The 14,786-nt window shown below is 44.5% G+C and carries 12 protein-coding genes and 2 pseudogenes; 1 reads left to right on the top strand and 13 read right to left on the bottom strand.

Annotated features, from left to right (window positions below):
- Window positions 1–393 precede the first annotated feature (393 nt).
- Window positions 394–636 (bottom strand): annotated as a pseudogene (locus tag PGZ10_RS07160) (helix-turn-helix transcriptional regulator); the annotation flags it as partial.
- On the opposite strand from PGZ10_RS07160, the pseudogene PGZ10_RS16805 reads away from it, so the two are divergent.
- Window positions 636–845 (top strand): annotated as a pseudogene (locus PGZ10_RS16805) (helix-turn-helix domain-containing protein); the annotation flags it as partial. The pseudogenes PGZ10_RS07160 and PGZ10_RS16805 sit on opposite strands and share 1 nt — an antisense overlap.
- Before the next feature lie 223 nt (window positions 846–1,068).
- Here PGZ10_RS16805 and PGZ10_RS07150 read toward each other — a convergent pair.
- From PGZ10_RS07150 to PGZ10_RS07095, 12 genes are all read right to left on the bottom strand, one after another.
- The gene (locus PGZ10_RS07150; RefSeq protein WP_008372144.1) at window positions 1,069–1,719 is read right to left on the bottom strand and encodes a thiamine diphosphokinase; all 651 of its coding nucleotides are present in this window, start codon (window positions 1,717–1,719) and stop codon (window positions 1,069–1,071) included.
- Window positions 1,712–2,374, bottom strand: coding sequence for a ribulose-phosphate 3-epimerase (rpe, locus tag PGZ10_RS07145; RefSeq protein ID WP_173826088.1), 663 nt, complete (start codon window positions 2,372–2,374; stop codon window positions 1,712–1,714). Before rpe ends, PGZ10_RS07150 begins: the two co-directional genes overlap by 8 nt.
- 1 nt (window position 2,375) lies before the next feature.
- Window positions 2,376–3,263 carry a ribosome small subunit-dependent GTPase A gene (gene rsgA / locus PGZ10_RS07140; protein ID WP_008372146.1) on the bottom strand — a complete coding sequence of 296 codons (888 nt, stop codon included), beginning with the start codon at window positions 3,261–3,263 and terminating at the stop codon, window positions 2,376–2,378.
- Between the two features lie 12 nt (window positions 3,264–3,275).
- Window positions 3,276–5,378 carry a Stk1 family PASTA domain-containing Ser/Thr kinase gene (pknB, locus tag PGZ10_RS07135; protein ID WP_117822700.1) on the bottom strand — a complete coding sequence of 701 codons (2,103 nt, stop codon included), beginning with the start codon at window positions 5,376–5,378 and terminating at the stop codon, window positions 3,276–3,278.
- Window positions 5,372–6,115 (bottom strand): Stp1/IreP family PP2C-type Ser/Thr phosphatase, encoded by a 744-nt coding sequence (locus PGZ10_RS07130; RefSeq protein WP_117822698.1) that lies wholly within the window; start codon window positions 6,113–6,115, stop codon window positions 5,372–5,374. The genes pknB and PGZ10_RS07130 overlap by 7 nt, the downstream gene beginning before the upstream one ends.
- A gap of 3 nt (window positions 6,116–6,118) precedes the next feature.
- Entirely contained in the window at window positions 6,119–7,156 is a 1,038-nt protein-coding gene (rlmN, locus tag PGZ10_RS07125; protein WP_055157425.1) for a 23S rRNA (adenine(2503)-C(2))-methyltransferase RlmN, read from the bottom strand.
- Window positions 7,156–8,460, bottom strand: a complete 1,305-nt coding sequence (gene rsmB / locus PGZ10_RS07120) for a 16S rRNA (cytosine(967)-C(5))-methyltransferase RsmB (protein WP_270540987.1) — start codon at window positions 8,458–8,460, stop codon at window positions 7,156–7,158. The genes rlmN and rsmB overlap by 1 nt, the downstream gene beginning before the upstream one ends.
- Complete coding sequence (locus tag PGZ10_RS07115; RefSeq protein WP_008372155.1) at window positions 8,447–9,157, bottom strand: zinc metallopeptidase; 711 nt, start codon at window positions 9,155–9,157, stop codon at window positions 8,447–8,449. The genes rsmB and PGZ10_RS07115 overlap by 14 nt, the downstream gene beginning before the upstream one ends.
- Before the next feature lie 337 nt (window positions 9,158–9,494).
- Window positions 9,495–10,433 carry a methionyl-tRNA formyltransferase gene (gene fmt / locus PGZ10_RS07110; RefSeq protein ID WP_270540986.1) on the bottom strand — a complete coding sequence of 313 codons (939 nt, stop codon included), beginning with the start codon at window positions 10,431–10,433 and terminating at the stop codon, window positions 9,495–9,497.
- Window positions 10,434–10,458: 25 nt separating this feature from the next.
- Entirely contained in the window at window positions 10,459–10,929 is a 471-nt protein-coding gene (gene def / locus PGZ10_RS07105; RefSeq protein ID WP_008370813.1) for a peptide deformylase, read from the bottom strand.
- A 24-nt stretch (window positions 10,930–10,953) separates the two neighbouring features.
- Complete coding sequence (gene priA / locus PGZ10_RS07100) at window positions 10,954–13,182, bottom strand: replication restart helicase PriA (RefSeq protein ID WP_270540985.1); 2,229 nt, start codon at window positions 13,180–13,182, stop codon at window positions 10,954–10,956.
- Window positions 13,161–14,717, bottom strand: a complete 1,557-nt coding sequence (locus PGZ10_RS07095; protein ID WP_270540984.1) for a UDP-N-acetylmuramoyl-L-alanyl-D-glutamate--2,6-diaminopimelate ligase — start codon at window positions 14,715–14,717, stop codon at window positions 13,161–13,163. The genes priA and PGZ10_RS07095 overlap by 22 nt, the downstream gene beginning before the upstream one ends.
- Window positions 14,718–14,786: the final 69 nt, after the last annotated feature.

The following is a 14,786-nucleotide window of genomic DNA, read 5'->3' as shown; positions in this document are numbered from 1 at the left end:
AAATATAATTTTTTCGCTTGCCGTTTTCGTTCTTCACTTGTTTTGTTATAAGCCATTATCTTTCCTCCGATCTGATTTTTGGTATAGAAATCAAATCGGAGCATGGCGGTGACCGGATATGTGGTATCCCACAATTCTCAAAAAATGTCGAAAACAAAGTGTTGCAACCAGTATGATGATTACAACACTTTGTTCATTCTTATTGTTTAATTCTTTTTGTTGGATCCATTGATGCAAATACCACTTCTCCTATTGCTCATGTCTCCCCTCAAAACATTACATTTAGAAGCATATGACATAATAATTAACCACTACCCCATATTATAAATACCACCCAGAGATACTTATTTCAGACTGATAATCAGATTTTTATTGAATTTATTAATCTATATGTTATGACAACATATCTTTCAGACATGTACTCCGGTAGTCACTCGGTGATATTTTATATCTTTCTTTAAATACTCGGTTAAATGTTCTCTGACTTTCAAATCCACTATCCAGACAAATGTTTGTAATAGAATCACTCGTATTTTCCAAACGCTGGCATGCATAGTTCAGCCTTACATCGTTAAGAGATTGATTAAAGTTTCTATGGAATGTTTTGGAAAAGAGTCTGGATAAAACATATTTGCTTCAAAAAATACACAGGTTCTACACCAATGCAGTTTATTGTGGGAATCCGAATTAACAATGCCCAGATGTTACTTGAAACAACAACCTATTCCATCAATGAAATTTCTAAAATCGTCGGGTATGATAATCAGCTTTATTTCAGCCGGCTTTTCCACAAGCTGAAAGGATATTCCCCAAGAGAGTACCGAAAGATAAGAAACAAGTTCTAAAATCCACAATATCATAAATCCAGTTTCCCCTCCAAAAGAGGATGCACTCCCTGCAGCATGTTGCCGGATTGTGTCCAACCCTTTTTCAGATTCGTGATTTTTTTCAAAATCCGGCTTTATAATCAAAAAAGTACTCATCTCAGACACCTAGTACCTTTTACGCAAAAAAACCAGATATCATTTTCGAGTGATATCTGGCTTTTCTCTTCTTATACATCTCTTATCAGTCTTTCGTTTCCATAATAACAATCCGACCATTTACAAAACTGATCTTCACTTCATCATCCACAAACTGGTTGCTCACCGTCAGACTGTCGCACGGCATCAGATCATGATGATTGAGCGGCCATTTCGTACCCTCCAAACTGAAATCATAAATCTCGCCTTCCAAAGAAAATACAGAAAGATATGGTCCGTATGCTTCTGACTTTTTCAGCACACAGGATTTATTCGTTACCCAGATTTTATTTTTCTCATCCAGAATGCAGGCATTTACTCCGGCATCACATGCCACACTAAGTGTCTGGACATTCGCCCACAAATGATCGATTCTTCCACCGGTTGCCCCAAGAAGGATCATCTCTTTGCTTCCCAGTGTAATTCCCAGCCGAAGAGCAATCTCTGTATCCGTCGCATCCTTAACCGGATTATATTCCCGGATCGGAATATTCGTCTCCTTGCGATAGTAATCAATCACCTTTGGATCAATACTGTCAAAATCCCCAACAATATACTGAGGCTCAATCTTATGGTTATACAGATACTCAAGCCCCTTATCTACTGCGATAATATAAGCCTCCGGATTTGCTTCAAGAACCTTCTCTGCAAATCCCTCGTCAAGCATTCCCCCACTGATAATGACTGTCTTACTCATAATTCTTTAAAATCTCCATCAATTCTCTTGTGTTTTCTCCTGCATTCCCTTTGAATACAGCTGATCCCGCAACAATCACATTTGCTCCCGCATCCAGTGCTTCTTTCACATTGAATGCATAAATTCCTCCGTCAACCTGGATATCAGTCTCAAGTCCACGTTCATTCAGCATTGCCCTAAGTGTTCTGACCTTATCCAGCGTCTCAGAAATCAGCTTTTGTCCGCCAAATCCCGGATGGACTGTCATCACAAGGAACATATCCACTTCACCAAGGAATTCCTTCAGGACCTCCACCGGTGTATCCGGTGAAATTGCCAGTCCTGTCTTCATGCCACACGCTTTGATCTTGTCCAGAGTCGCACGTATATCCTTACATGCTTCATAATGTACAGTAAGAATATCCGCTCCTGCCTCTGCAAATGCTTCCACATAACGGATTGGTTCCGTGATCATCAGATGCGTATCTATCACCTGCTTTACCGCCGGTTTGATTGATGCAAGCACAGGCATTCCAAAAGAAATACTCGGTACGAACACGCCATCCATCACATCAAAATGTAAATATACCGCTCCATTTTCCTCTGTCTGGCGAATACCTTCTTCCAGATTACAAAAATCTGCCGATAAAATAGATGGTGATAATTTATATTCCATTTTAGTACCTCCTTTTTTCCTTCTGTTCTAGTTCCCGATACATCTCACAATAATCTTCATACCGCACCGGATGCACTTTTCCCTCTTCCAGAGCCTCTTTTACCAGACACCCCGGTTCACTGATGTGATTACACCCCTGAAACCTGCAGCCTCCCTGATACTGATCAAACTCCGGAAAATAATATTTCAATTCTTCCTTGCCAAAATCATTGGTATACAGTGACGAAAATCCCGGTGTATCCATGATATAGGAATCCTCGTCGATCGGGATCAGTTCTGAATGGCGGGTAGTATGTTTTCCCCGCTCGATCTTTCTGCTGATACTTCCGGTCTCCATATTGACATTTTCCTGAAGACAGTTGATCAGAGAGGATTTTCCAACTCCTGAAGGTCCGGCAACAGTTGTTGTCTTTCCTTTTAGTGCCTCTTTAATCTCCAGAATATTTTCTCCTTCTCTGGCACTTGCAAAGATCACACGGTACCCACAAGCCTCATAAGTCTTCTCCAGAGACTCGATTTCCGGCTCATCTGCAATATCCTTCTTGTTGAAACAGATAATAACCGGAATCTCCTGCCGCTCCATCATAACCAGAAACCTGTCCAGCAGATTAAAATGCGGATCCGGCTTCTTCACTGCAAATACAACCAGTGCCTGATCAATATTTGCCACTGCCGGTCTGATCAGTTCATTCTTCCTTGGAAGGATCCGGATGATATTACCGGTCTTCTCTTCTGCATCTAAGATCTCATATTCTACCAGATCTCCGACCAGTGGTTTAATCTTCTCCTTACGGAAAATTCCTTTTGCTTTACATTCATAAATGACAGATTCTACTACGTCATAAACGTAGTAGAATCCTGCAATCCCTTTTATAATTCTTCCCTGCATAAAACAGTCCTTTTAATTTCCTGTATTGTTGCCGTTATTTGAGTTGTTACCGGAATTATTGCTGCCCGAATTGTTACTGTCGGATCCACTGCTTGCCTGTGAGCCATTGCTTACATACAGTGTGATCGCAGTTCCTACATCTACCGATGTACCTTCTCCCGGATCAACTTTTACAACTTTTCCAGATGGTTCTGCACTGTCAATATCAACTTCTGTATAAGTCAGATTTCTGGCATTCAGTGCTGAAATTGCATCTCCTAGTGTCTTTCCTGTCAGAGTTGGTACCTTCACCTGATCTGCAGGCTTTGGTCCTTTGCTGACAACATAACTTATACTTGTTCCTTCATTCACCTTCGTTCCGGCATCTTTGCTCTGACGAATAATCATACCTTCTGCATAATCATCCGAATATTCTTCACTGCTCGTTCCGCCATCGGACAGTCTGTTTGCGTTCAGTGTAGATACCGCATCATTTACATACATTCCCACAATTGGCGGAACTGATACCTTATCCGGCTGTTTTTCACCTTTACTGATGTACAGTGTGATTTTAGAGTCAGCAGATACCTCTGTTCCCTCTGCCGGATCAGTCCTTGTTGCTTTTCCACTTTCAACATCACTGCTGTATTCACTGGTAACAGTAATGTTCTTGCTCGTAAAGCCCTGTTTGATCAGTGCTTTCTTGGCTGCATCTTCATCCATTCCCTCTACACTCTGGATCGTGATCTTTTCCGGTCCTGAACTTATTACAACCTTGATCACCGTATTTTTCTTGACTTTCTTTCCTGCTTTTGTCTTCTGCTCAACAATCGTACCTGCTGCCTTATCTGATGCTTTCTCGGATTCTACTTCCAGCTTCAGCTGCTTCTTTTCGCACATCGTCTCTGCAACATTCTGCGGCTGTCCGACCAGATTTGGCACTTCAATCTCATTGGAAACTGAAATCTGACTGTCTGAACGCTTACCAAACACGCCTGCTGCTTTGCCGATCAGGAAAATCAGTGCAAATGCAACGATCACTGCAACTGCAACCATGAGGATCTTCATCATCTTGTTCATCTTCGGATCTACGCCATTTTTACTGTTACCGCGTCTGCCCCCGTTATAATTATCCTCTTCGTCATCCTCATCATAGTCATCATTTTCGTCATATTCTTCATCGTCATAGCCATCATCATACTCTTCGTCATCATAACCATCGCCCTGACGCTTTTTCATACGTGCCATCCGCTCCGGCGAGATCATCACCGTATCTCCCATACTCCGGATCGGAACCATATCTACAAATTCGCCACTCGGATCGACCAACGCCCTCTTCAGATCCTGGATCAGTTCTCCGGCACTCTGGTAACGTCTTTCCGCGCTCTTCTGTGTACACTTGAGAATAATCTTCTCCAGCGCCGGATATAAATCCGGTGTATACTCAGAAGGCGGGGTAATATTCTCCTGTAAATGCTTCATTGCAACCGAAACAGTAGAATCGCCATCGAAAGGAACCCTTCCGGTCACCATCTCATACATGGTGATACCTGCAGAATAGATATCACTCTTCTCATCACAATAGCCACCCCGTGCCTGCTCCGGAGATACATAGTGTACCGATCCCATTGCACTGGTGCTGACTGTCTGCGATGTTGTCGCCTTTGCAATACCAAAATCCGTAACCTTTACCTTTCCTTCTTTGGAAATGATAATATTCTGCGGTTTGATATCTCTGTGTATGATGTGATGATTGTGAGCTGCCTCAATACCGGTACACATCTGAATTGCAATACTGATCGCTTCCTTGGAAGAAAGCTTTCCTTTTTTATGCACATATTCTTTCAGAGTGATTCCTTCTACCAGCTCCATGACCATATAATAGAGTCCTCGATCCTCCCCTACATCATATACATTGACAATATTCGGGTTCAGAAGCCCTGCTGCTGCCTGTGCTTCTGACCGGAATTTCTTTACAAAGTTTTCATCTTCCCTGTATTCTTTTTTCAGGACTTTCACTGCGACATATCTGTTCAGCATACAGTCCTTCGCCTTATATACATCCGCCATTCCACCGGCTCCGATCTTGCTCAGAACCTGATAACGGCCACTTAAATAAATCCCGTCTTTTACCATATACTCACCTCATCAGAAAACGGTTCTGCAAGAACAACACTGATATTGTCATTGCCCCCGTTCTCATTCGCCCGGTCAATCAGATTCTGACCGGCTTCTACGATATCTCTTGCCCCTTTAACTATCGCAAAAATTTCTTCATCCTCTATCATATTACTGAGTCCATCGGAACACATCAGGATGATATCTCCCTTTTTGAGGCTGAATTCATAAAAATCCGCCTCTACATCCTCTTTTACTCCAATTGCTCTGGTAATGATATTCTTATCTGGATGATGTCTTGCCTCTTCCTCATTGATTCCTCCCAGACGAACCATCTCTTCTACCAGGGAATGGTCTCTGGAAAGCTGCCTGATATCCTTATTCAGAAGATACAGACGGCTGTCACCTACATTTATAAAATAAAGTGTATGATCGATCACAGTTGCCGCAACCAGAGTGGTTCCCATCCCCTCCAGATTAATGTCTTCATCTGCTTTCTCGATCAGCTTGTGGTTCGCTGTCTGAGCCGCATCTTTTAAAATCTCTTCCGGTCCATCCTTTAATGTATGCTTCAGTTCTTCTTTCAGAACTTCCACCGTATATTTTGACGCAAAATCGCCTGCCTTGTGTCCACCCATTCCATCGGCTACTACCAGAAGATTCGGCAGCGTACCTAGTGACTCATCTGTGGCAAACACGTAATCCTGGTTCATTTCACGTTTTCTTCCAACATCTGTCATAGAAAATATTTTCATATTTTATACTCCTTGCATCGTCTTGCGCCGTAACTGTCCACAGGCTCCGTCTATATCTGAGCCCATTTCTCTTCTTATAGTAACATTTATCCCGTTTTTTTCAAGTTTATTTTTGAAATTCTCGGCACTTTTTTTGTCCGGTTTTTCGTAGTTTCTCTCCTTGATCGGGTTCACCGGAATCAGGTTTAAATGGCAGTTTCTGTCTTTTAAGATTCCCATCAGCTCTTTTGCATCCTCCGGTGTATCGTTTACGCCGTGAACCAGACTGTACTCAAAAGTGATCCTCCGTCCGGTTTTTTCAAAGTAATAATCACACGCTTCCAGGACCTCATGAAGCTCGTATTTATTTGCCACCGGCATCAGCGATCTTCTCTTTTCCTGGTTGGAACCGTGCAGGGAAAGTGCCAGCGTGATCTGCAGCTTTTCTTCTGCAAGTCTCCGGATGTTCGGTACAATTCCACAGGTAGACGCCGTGATATTTCTCTGGCTGATATTGAGCCCGTGCTCATCACTGACCATGTGAATAAATTTCAGAAAATTGTCATAATTATCCAGCGGTTCTCCGGTTCCCATGATCACAATATTAGAAACTCTCTCGCCAGTGATCTTCTGGATCTGGTAAACCTGTCTTAACATCTCTGACGGTGTCAGGTTTCGTTCCAGCCCGTCCAGTGTTGATGCACAGAAACGGCATCCCATCCGGCAGCCAACCTGCGAGGATATGCATACCGAATTGCCATGTTTATATTTCATCAAAACACTTTCTACCATATTCCCGTCTTTCAGACAAAACAGGAATTTATTGGTCCCATCAATCTTTGAAATCTGTCTTTTTTCCATTTCGACTCTTCGTATTTCGTATGCTGCTTCCAGTTTCTGGCGTAAAGTTTTTGGAAGATTGGTCATTTCTTCAAAATCATCCACCAGCTTTTCATGGATCCAGGAATAAATCTGTCGACTGCGGAATCCTTTTTCTCCAATCGCCAGCATTTCTTCCTGTAACTCTTCAAATGAATACGAAGCGATATCTTTTTTTTCCATTATCTGCCCCTCCGGATAAATTTAGCAATATAGAAACCATCGGTTATATCAGACGGGAAAATCTGTTTCTCCCATTCCATGTCAAATTCCGGATGTTTTTCGGCAAACCATCCGGCGTTTTCCTCGTTCTCTGTCCTGCTGATCGTACAGGTGCTGTACATCAGTGTTCCCTCCGGCTTCACATATCGGCAAACCGCATCCAGGATCTCTCTCTGAAGTGCTGCAACTTCATTCTCCGTCTCCGGGTTCATCTTATACTTCAGATCGGTCTTCTTCGCAAGAACACCAAGGCCGGAACACGGAAGATCCGCGATCAGAACATCTGCTTTTTCCTCAGAGTCCGCATCGAAGCAGGTTGCATCCTGCTGCACTGCACGGATATTTTCAAATCCCATCCGTGAAATATTTTCCCGAATCAGCTCTACCTTCATCTCTGTCAGATCCCTTGCCTCTACCATACCTGTCCCGTTCAGGATCTGTGCCGCATGGAGCGCTTTTCCTCCCGGTGCCGCACACACATCCAGTATGTAATCTCCTTCTTTGATTCCTGCCTGCTCCGCTACCATGATCGAAGCTGCATCCTGTACCTGGAATTTTCCTTCCCGGAACGCCGGAATTGCTGCCAGATAATCATAGCCTGAGATCAGGAGCGCAGACGCAAGAAGCGGATGTTCTTTTACCTGAATGCCTTCTCCTGTCAGTTCTCTGATCAGCTCTTTTTTGGTGGTTGCATTTCCATTGATCCGGATTGTTGTTGCACGTTCTTTATAAAAACCTTCCAGGATTTCTTTCGTCTTCTCTTCTCCATAATCTCTCACCCACATACGGATGATCCACTGTGGCATAGAATACTTTACTGACAGAAATTCTTCTGCATTCTCCGGATACGCAATCTTATCAATGTTTCGCGCGATATTTCTGAGTACCCCATTTACAAATCCCCGCAGATTCTTAAAGCCTTTCCGGATAGCAAGGTTGACTGCTTCATTGCATGCTGCCGAATCCGGAACCTGATCCATGTATTTGATCTGATAGACCGCACAGCGCAGGATATTGCGGATCACCGGTTTCATTTTTTCTGTCTTTACTTTTGAAAACTGGTTGATAATATAGTCCAGTTCTATCCTCCGCTCTGTTGTCCCTTCTGCAAGCCTGGTCAGAAATGCACGGTCCTGCTTGGACAGATACTGATATTTTTCCAGCACCTGTCTGAGCACAATATGACTTTTCTCTCCACGCTCGATTTCCAGCAGGATCATCAGTGCAAGTTCTCTTGTACCTACTCCCTGGTTATTCGTCGTCATTTCTTCTTCCTCCTGTCAGGATCAGTATTCTTAAAAGCTGCAGAAGTGCAGATGCTGCACTCGCCACATAGGTAAGCGCTGCCGCTGTAAGAACACTTCTTGCCTCACGTACTTCTGATTCATATAGCATGCCTGAATTTTTCAGGATTTTAAGTGCTCTTCCCGATGCATTAAACTCTACCGGAAGCGTGATGATCTGGAACAGCACTGCCAATGAAAACATCAGGATCCCAAGATTGATAAACAATGTAGACATTTCTCCTCTAATAAATAATCCCATTATGATCAGCGGCCATGAAATCCCGGATCCAAAATTCGCCACCGGAACAAGTGCTCCGCGTATTGTCAGCGGTACATAATGCCTTGCATGCTGGATCGCGTGTCCACATTCATGTGCTGCAACTCCAAGTGCCGCAACCGATGTCGAACCGTAGGTGGAATCTGAAAGCCGCAGTACATGGTTCGCCGGATCGTAATGATCGGTCAGTTTTCCACTTACTCTCATCACCTGTACATCATAAATCCCTTCCATCCTGAGAATCTGCTCCGCAGCCATCGCACCGGTGATCCCGGCGTGGTTGCGGACCTGATCGTACCTGGCGTAGGTGGAATTCACTTTGGCGGATGCAAGGGCGCAGATGATGACGCCGATGATGACAAGGAAATAAGTTGGATCAAAATAATATGGGTAGTACATGTTTGCCTCCTTGTTGAATAAGGGTCCGCCCGGAAGCGAAAGATATTCGCACGCAGGCCCGCTCGCGCTTAGTCCGGAAACGTAGCGGTACTAAATTCGGCTTTCGCTAACGCTCAGCCTTATTAAGTGCCGACGTTTTCGATGACCTGCTTAGCGAATATCTTTCGCTTCCGGGCTACATTTTTCAATGGGTGTCGGCTGTTTGTCCTATCGTGCGGTGCACGATGGGACAAATGCGCCAAAGGGCGCGAAAAACGCTTTGCGTTTTTTTGCGCCAGATATGTTAGGTTGAAAAATATTTGTTAAATTTGCAAAGCTCAAATTCTAAAAGTAAACTCTAGCCTAATTTTGTTCCTGTTTCTATGTGGTATCCGCGTAGGAAGGCATCGGCTTCCATGCGTTTTTTGCCTGGGATCTGGAGGGACTTGATGGCTAGTCTGCCTTTGCCGGTCTGAACTTTGAAGCCGTGTTTTGTGACTTCTGTGATCGTTCCGGACTCATGAGTATCTATGGTTTCTACCACATCTTCTACTTCTGCTTCCCAGATTTTCATGATTTTGCCCTGCCACTGGGTGTAGGCACTTGGCCATGGATTTAAGCCGCGGATTAGGCGTTCGATTTCTACTGCTGTTTTCGTCCAGTCGATCTCACCGGATTTTTTGTTGAGCATTTTTGCGTATTCGGTGGTGCTTTCGCCCTGTTTTTGTGGAGTAATAGTTCCTTTTTCCAGTTCTGCAAGGGTATGGACGCAGAGTGCGGCTCCTTTTGCGGAAAGTTTATCGAAAAGGCTTCCTCCTGTTTCTTTTTTATCTAATGTGATTTCTACTTTTTCCAGCATATCACCCGTGTCAAGTCCTTCATCCATCTGCATCGTTGTGACACCGGATACTTTTTCTCCATTGATGACCGCCCATTGGATCGGTGCAGCACCGCGGTATTTCGGCAGAAGGGATGCATGGACATTGATACATCCGTACGGTGTCATTTCCAGAATCTCTTTTGGAAGGATCTGTCCAAATGCCACGACTACGCAGACATCTGCCTGATATTTTTTCAATTCTTCGATACATTCAGGTTCCCGGATCTTCTTTGGCTGATAGACCGGAATATTATGTGCAAGTGCACATTCTTTTACCGGAGTGAACTGCATTTCTTTGCCTCTGCCCTTTGGCTTGTCCGGCTGTGTGACAGCGAGCACTACTTCATGTCCTGCTTCTACCAGTGCTTCCAGTGTTCCGACTGAGAAATCAGGAGTTCCCATAAATATTATCTTCATCTTATCTTAACCTCCCGCTTCCAGCCTAGGCTTCTTCGTATTCTGTGCTGTGAAGTTCGCCTTCTACTTTTTCTACATAAAGATGACCGTCCAGATGCTCCAGTTCGTGACAGATTGCTCTTGCCATCAGTCCTTCGCCTTCGATCTCGTATTCTTTCATATCTTCATCAAGTGCTACTGCTTTTACATAATTCGGACGGGTAACAATACCGGATTTACCTGGTACACTAAGGCATCCTTCTTCCCCGGTCTGTTCTCCGCTGCTCTCTACGATGCGTGGGTTGATCATGACAACCGGACCTTCTCCGATATCGATAACAACGATTCTTTTGAGAATTCCAACCTGTGGTGCAGCAAGACCTACCCCCATTGCCTCGTACATGGTCTCTAACATATCATCGATCAGTTCTGTTGTTCTTGGTGTCATCTTTGTTACTTCCTTACACACCTTTGTCAGTACTTCATCGCCTATTTCTCTGATTTTTCTAATTGCCATTTGTTCTTCCTCCTGCCTTTTCTTTTAAAATCCACTCATCGGATCAAAATCAAACTGAATCCGCATCTTTGCAAATCCCCGGTTCAATTCAATATATTGTTCCATTTTATCTTTCATTTCAATCAGGATCTCATAGGATTCCTGCTTCAGATACAAAACTTTCCGGTACACATCCTTGACCTTTCCGACTGCCGGAGCTGCCGGACCGATCACCTGTACCTTGCGGTTCTTCGTGATCCGCATTGCATATAATTTGAGATAATGCATTCCTTTTTCCAGAAGTGCTTCATCCTCACAGGCTACCAGTACCGCCATCAGATGCTCTGCCGGCGGATACCCCATCAGTTCCCTGTAATTCATCTCTTCTGTATAAAATGCCTGATAATCCTGACGTGCTGCCGTCTGGATACTATAATGCTCCGGGCTGTAGGTCTGAATCACGACTTCTCCTTTTTTTGCCCCTCTTCCGGCCCTTCCCGCAGCCTGCGTCAGAAGCTCGAATGTCCTCTCTGCTGACCGGAAATCATCCGAGTATAAGGACATATCCGCAGCAAGCACGCCAACCAGGGTCACATTTGGAAAATCATGTCCTTTTACGATCATCTGCGTTCCGACAAGAATATCTGCCTCTTCATTTGCAAATGCAGATAAAATCTTTTCATGTCCTTCTTTGGATCTTGTAGTATCCAGATCCATCCGAAGTACCCTTGCCTGCGGAAATTCCTTTTTTACCAGTTCTTCAATCTGCTGTGTTCCTGCGCGGAAACCTCCGATATGAGGGGAGCCACAGGACGGGCATTTTTTTGCAACCGTTTCTTCGTAGCCACAGTAGTGGCACACCATTTTCCCATTATTGTGCGCTGCCAGTGAAACATCACAATGAGGACATTTTACTACATATCCGCAGGACCTGCAAGAAAGGAATCCGGCATACCCTCTTCGATTCAGAAACAAAATGATCTGTTCTTTCTTTTTCAGACGGTCTTCCATCAGCTCATGGAGCCTGTCACTTAAAATAGAACGGTTCCCTTTTTGCAGTTCTTCACGCATATCCACCGTGTAGACCTCCGGGAGCTCTGCTTTTGCAGTCCGCCTCTTTAATTCCAGCAACGTATACTCTCCCAACTCGCACCGGTAAAATGCTTCCATGGAAGGGGTTGCCGATCCCAGTACCACACTTGCCCCTTCCAGGCTTGCGCGTTCGATTGCCGTCTCCCGCGCATGATACCGGGGAACCTGTTCACTTTTATAAGCTGCCTCATGTTCCTCATCGATCACGATCAGTCCAAGACTCGGAAACGGGGTAAAAAGCGCAGATCTTGGACCGATCATCACATCAATCTCTCCTTTTTTCGCCCGCATCATCTGGTCATACCGCTCTCCCGCTGAAAGTCTGGAATTCATGATGGAAACGCGTTCCCCAAATGTCCTGTAAAAGCGCATCACCGTCTGGTAAGTCAATGCGATCTCCGGGATCAGCACGATTGCCTGCCGCTTTTCCTTTACCACCTGCCGGATCATTTCCATATAGACTTCTGTCTTGCCGCTTCCGGTCACACCGTATAAAAGATAGGTCTTTCGGATTCCTTTTTTATAATCGTTTTCAAACGTCCGGATTGCTCTTTCCTGCTCCTCCGTGTAAGTAATAAAATGCCGCTGCTGCTCTTTTTCTTTAACCGGATTCCGGTAAATCTTATGATTTTTAATTTTCAGAACCCCCTGCTCTTCAAGCGCTCTCACCACCGTCAGCGTGATATTCAGCTTCTGACTGATCAGGGAATATTCTACCTCTTCATCATCCAAAAGTGCTGCCATCAGTCTTGCCCGCGCTTTCTGGTTCTTGTGAAGATATTCTTCCAGCTTCTTTTCGCCTGCTTCTCTGGAAATACATCTTTTTAAAATCCGCTGTTTCTTCTGCTGCTCGGTACGCTTGATCGGAAGCACCGTCTTCAATGCCTGGATCATCGTACCGCCATAATTTTCTTTCATCCACGCAGCAAGTGCGACCAGCCTTGCCTCAATCATCACACTCGATGTATCCGTGCGCAGAATATTTTTTATTTTTTCCGCATCATAATCACATGTTTCCGAAAAACCGACAATGTACCCTTTCGTTTCCCGGTTGCCACGTCCAAACGGCACAATGACGCCTGCACCGGTCCGTAAATCTCCTTCCAGTTCTTCCGGTACACGGTACTGAAATACTTTATCCAGTTTTTCATGTGTAATATCTATAATAATGTCTGCGTACATTCTGTCTGTTCCTTTTTCTGTCTCTTTTGTGCAGCCAGCCTGACGGCTTTTCGCACCAGTTCCCGGTCATCCATCGGATACCTGACTCCCTGGATCTCCTGGTAATTTTCATGTCCCTTTCCCGCAATCAGAAGGATATCCCCTTGTCTTGCCATTTCTACCGCAAAGAATACTGCCTCTTCCCGATCCTGGATCATCCGATAGGCTCCGGAAGTTTCTTTGATGCCTTCTTCAACGTCTGCCATAATCTTTGCCGGCTCTTCCCATCTCGGATTATCTGAAGTGATGATCGTCAGATTCGCAAGCTCTCCTGCCACTCTTCCCATCCCGCTTCTTCTGCTTCCGGCACGGTTGCCTCCACATCCAAACACCAGTAAAATACGTTCTGGTTCGTAAATTCTCAGCATTTTAAGCACTTTTGCAAGACTCATGGCATTATGCGCGTAATCAATGTAACACAGGATATTTTCTCCTGCATCTACCCGTTCCATCCTGCCTCTTACCACCAGATGCTTTAACACGTCTCCTGCTTCTTCTCTTTCAAATCCAAGACAGCTCACTGTCTGTAAAGCAGCCAGTGCATTGTACACATTAAATTTTCCAGGAAGGGCAAGCTCATATTTTCTATCATCTGCATAAAATACCGTTTTAAGTTCTCCACCTTCCATCAGAAAACTGATTTTTTCTGCCGTCAGTACATGACTGTTTCTAAATCCTCTTTCCTGCCCTTCTTCTTCCCGACAGGTAAATCCGTATTTCGTGCAACATTTTCTCTGGAACATATAGCTGCACTGTGCATCATCCAGATTCCCTATTCCAATCCTGCACTGTTCAAAAAGACATGATTTGTAATATCGGTATTCCCCAAGACTTGCATGCTCGCCTGGTCCGATGTGATCCTCCCCGAAATTAGTGAATACCGCAATTTCAAACCAGATTCCATCGATCCGATGCTGCTTTATTCCCTGTGAAGATACCTCCATCACCGCATAGTGGCAACCTGCTTCTACCATTTTAGCAAAATACGACTGAATGGTAAAGGCATCCGGGGTCGTATTTTGCGAAGTTACCACTTCATTTCCAAGATGGTGACCGATCGTACCGATCAGTCCGCATTTTTGACCAAGACTTTCCAGCATCTCCCGGATCATCACTGCCACCGTACTTTTCCCCTTTGTGCCGGTCACGCCAATCACTTTCAACTTATCAGCAGGACTTCCAAACCAGATCCTACTGATCCCGGCAAGAGCTTCCCGTGTATCTTTTACCAGAACGACGGCAATATTTTCCGGAAACTTCAGCATCCTTCCCCCAGATACCAGTTTTTCTATCAGAATGCAGGATGCCCCAAGGTTGCAGGCTTCTTCTATATAATCATGTCCATCTGCCTGGTTTCCCTGAATGCAGACAAACAGACTGTCTTCTTCTGCCTTTTGGGAATTACAGGTAATCCCCCGGATTTCCATCTCTTCTTCTAATTCCGGCATTTGGATCACCGCATGCTGAATCCTTTTAAACAGAACCGAAAGCTTCATAAGGCTCCTCTTTTTGGACTCTTTGTTTTCAGAATATGCTGTTTCCCCTCAAACGTCACACCGGATATG

Origin of the sequence: Coprococcus sp. AF102-57, assembly GCF_027686195.1 — a bacterium.
Classification (GTDB): domain Bacteria; phylum Bacillota; class Clostridia; order Lachnospirales; family Lachnospiraceae; genus Allocoprococcus; species Allocoprococcus comes.
This window is presented reverse-complemented; position numbering and strand designations above follow the sequence as displayed.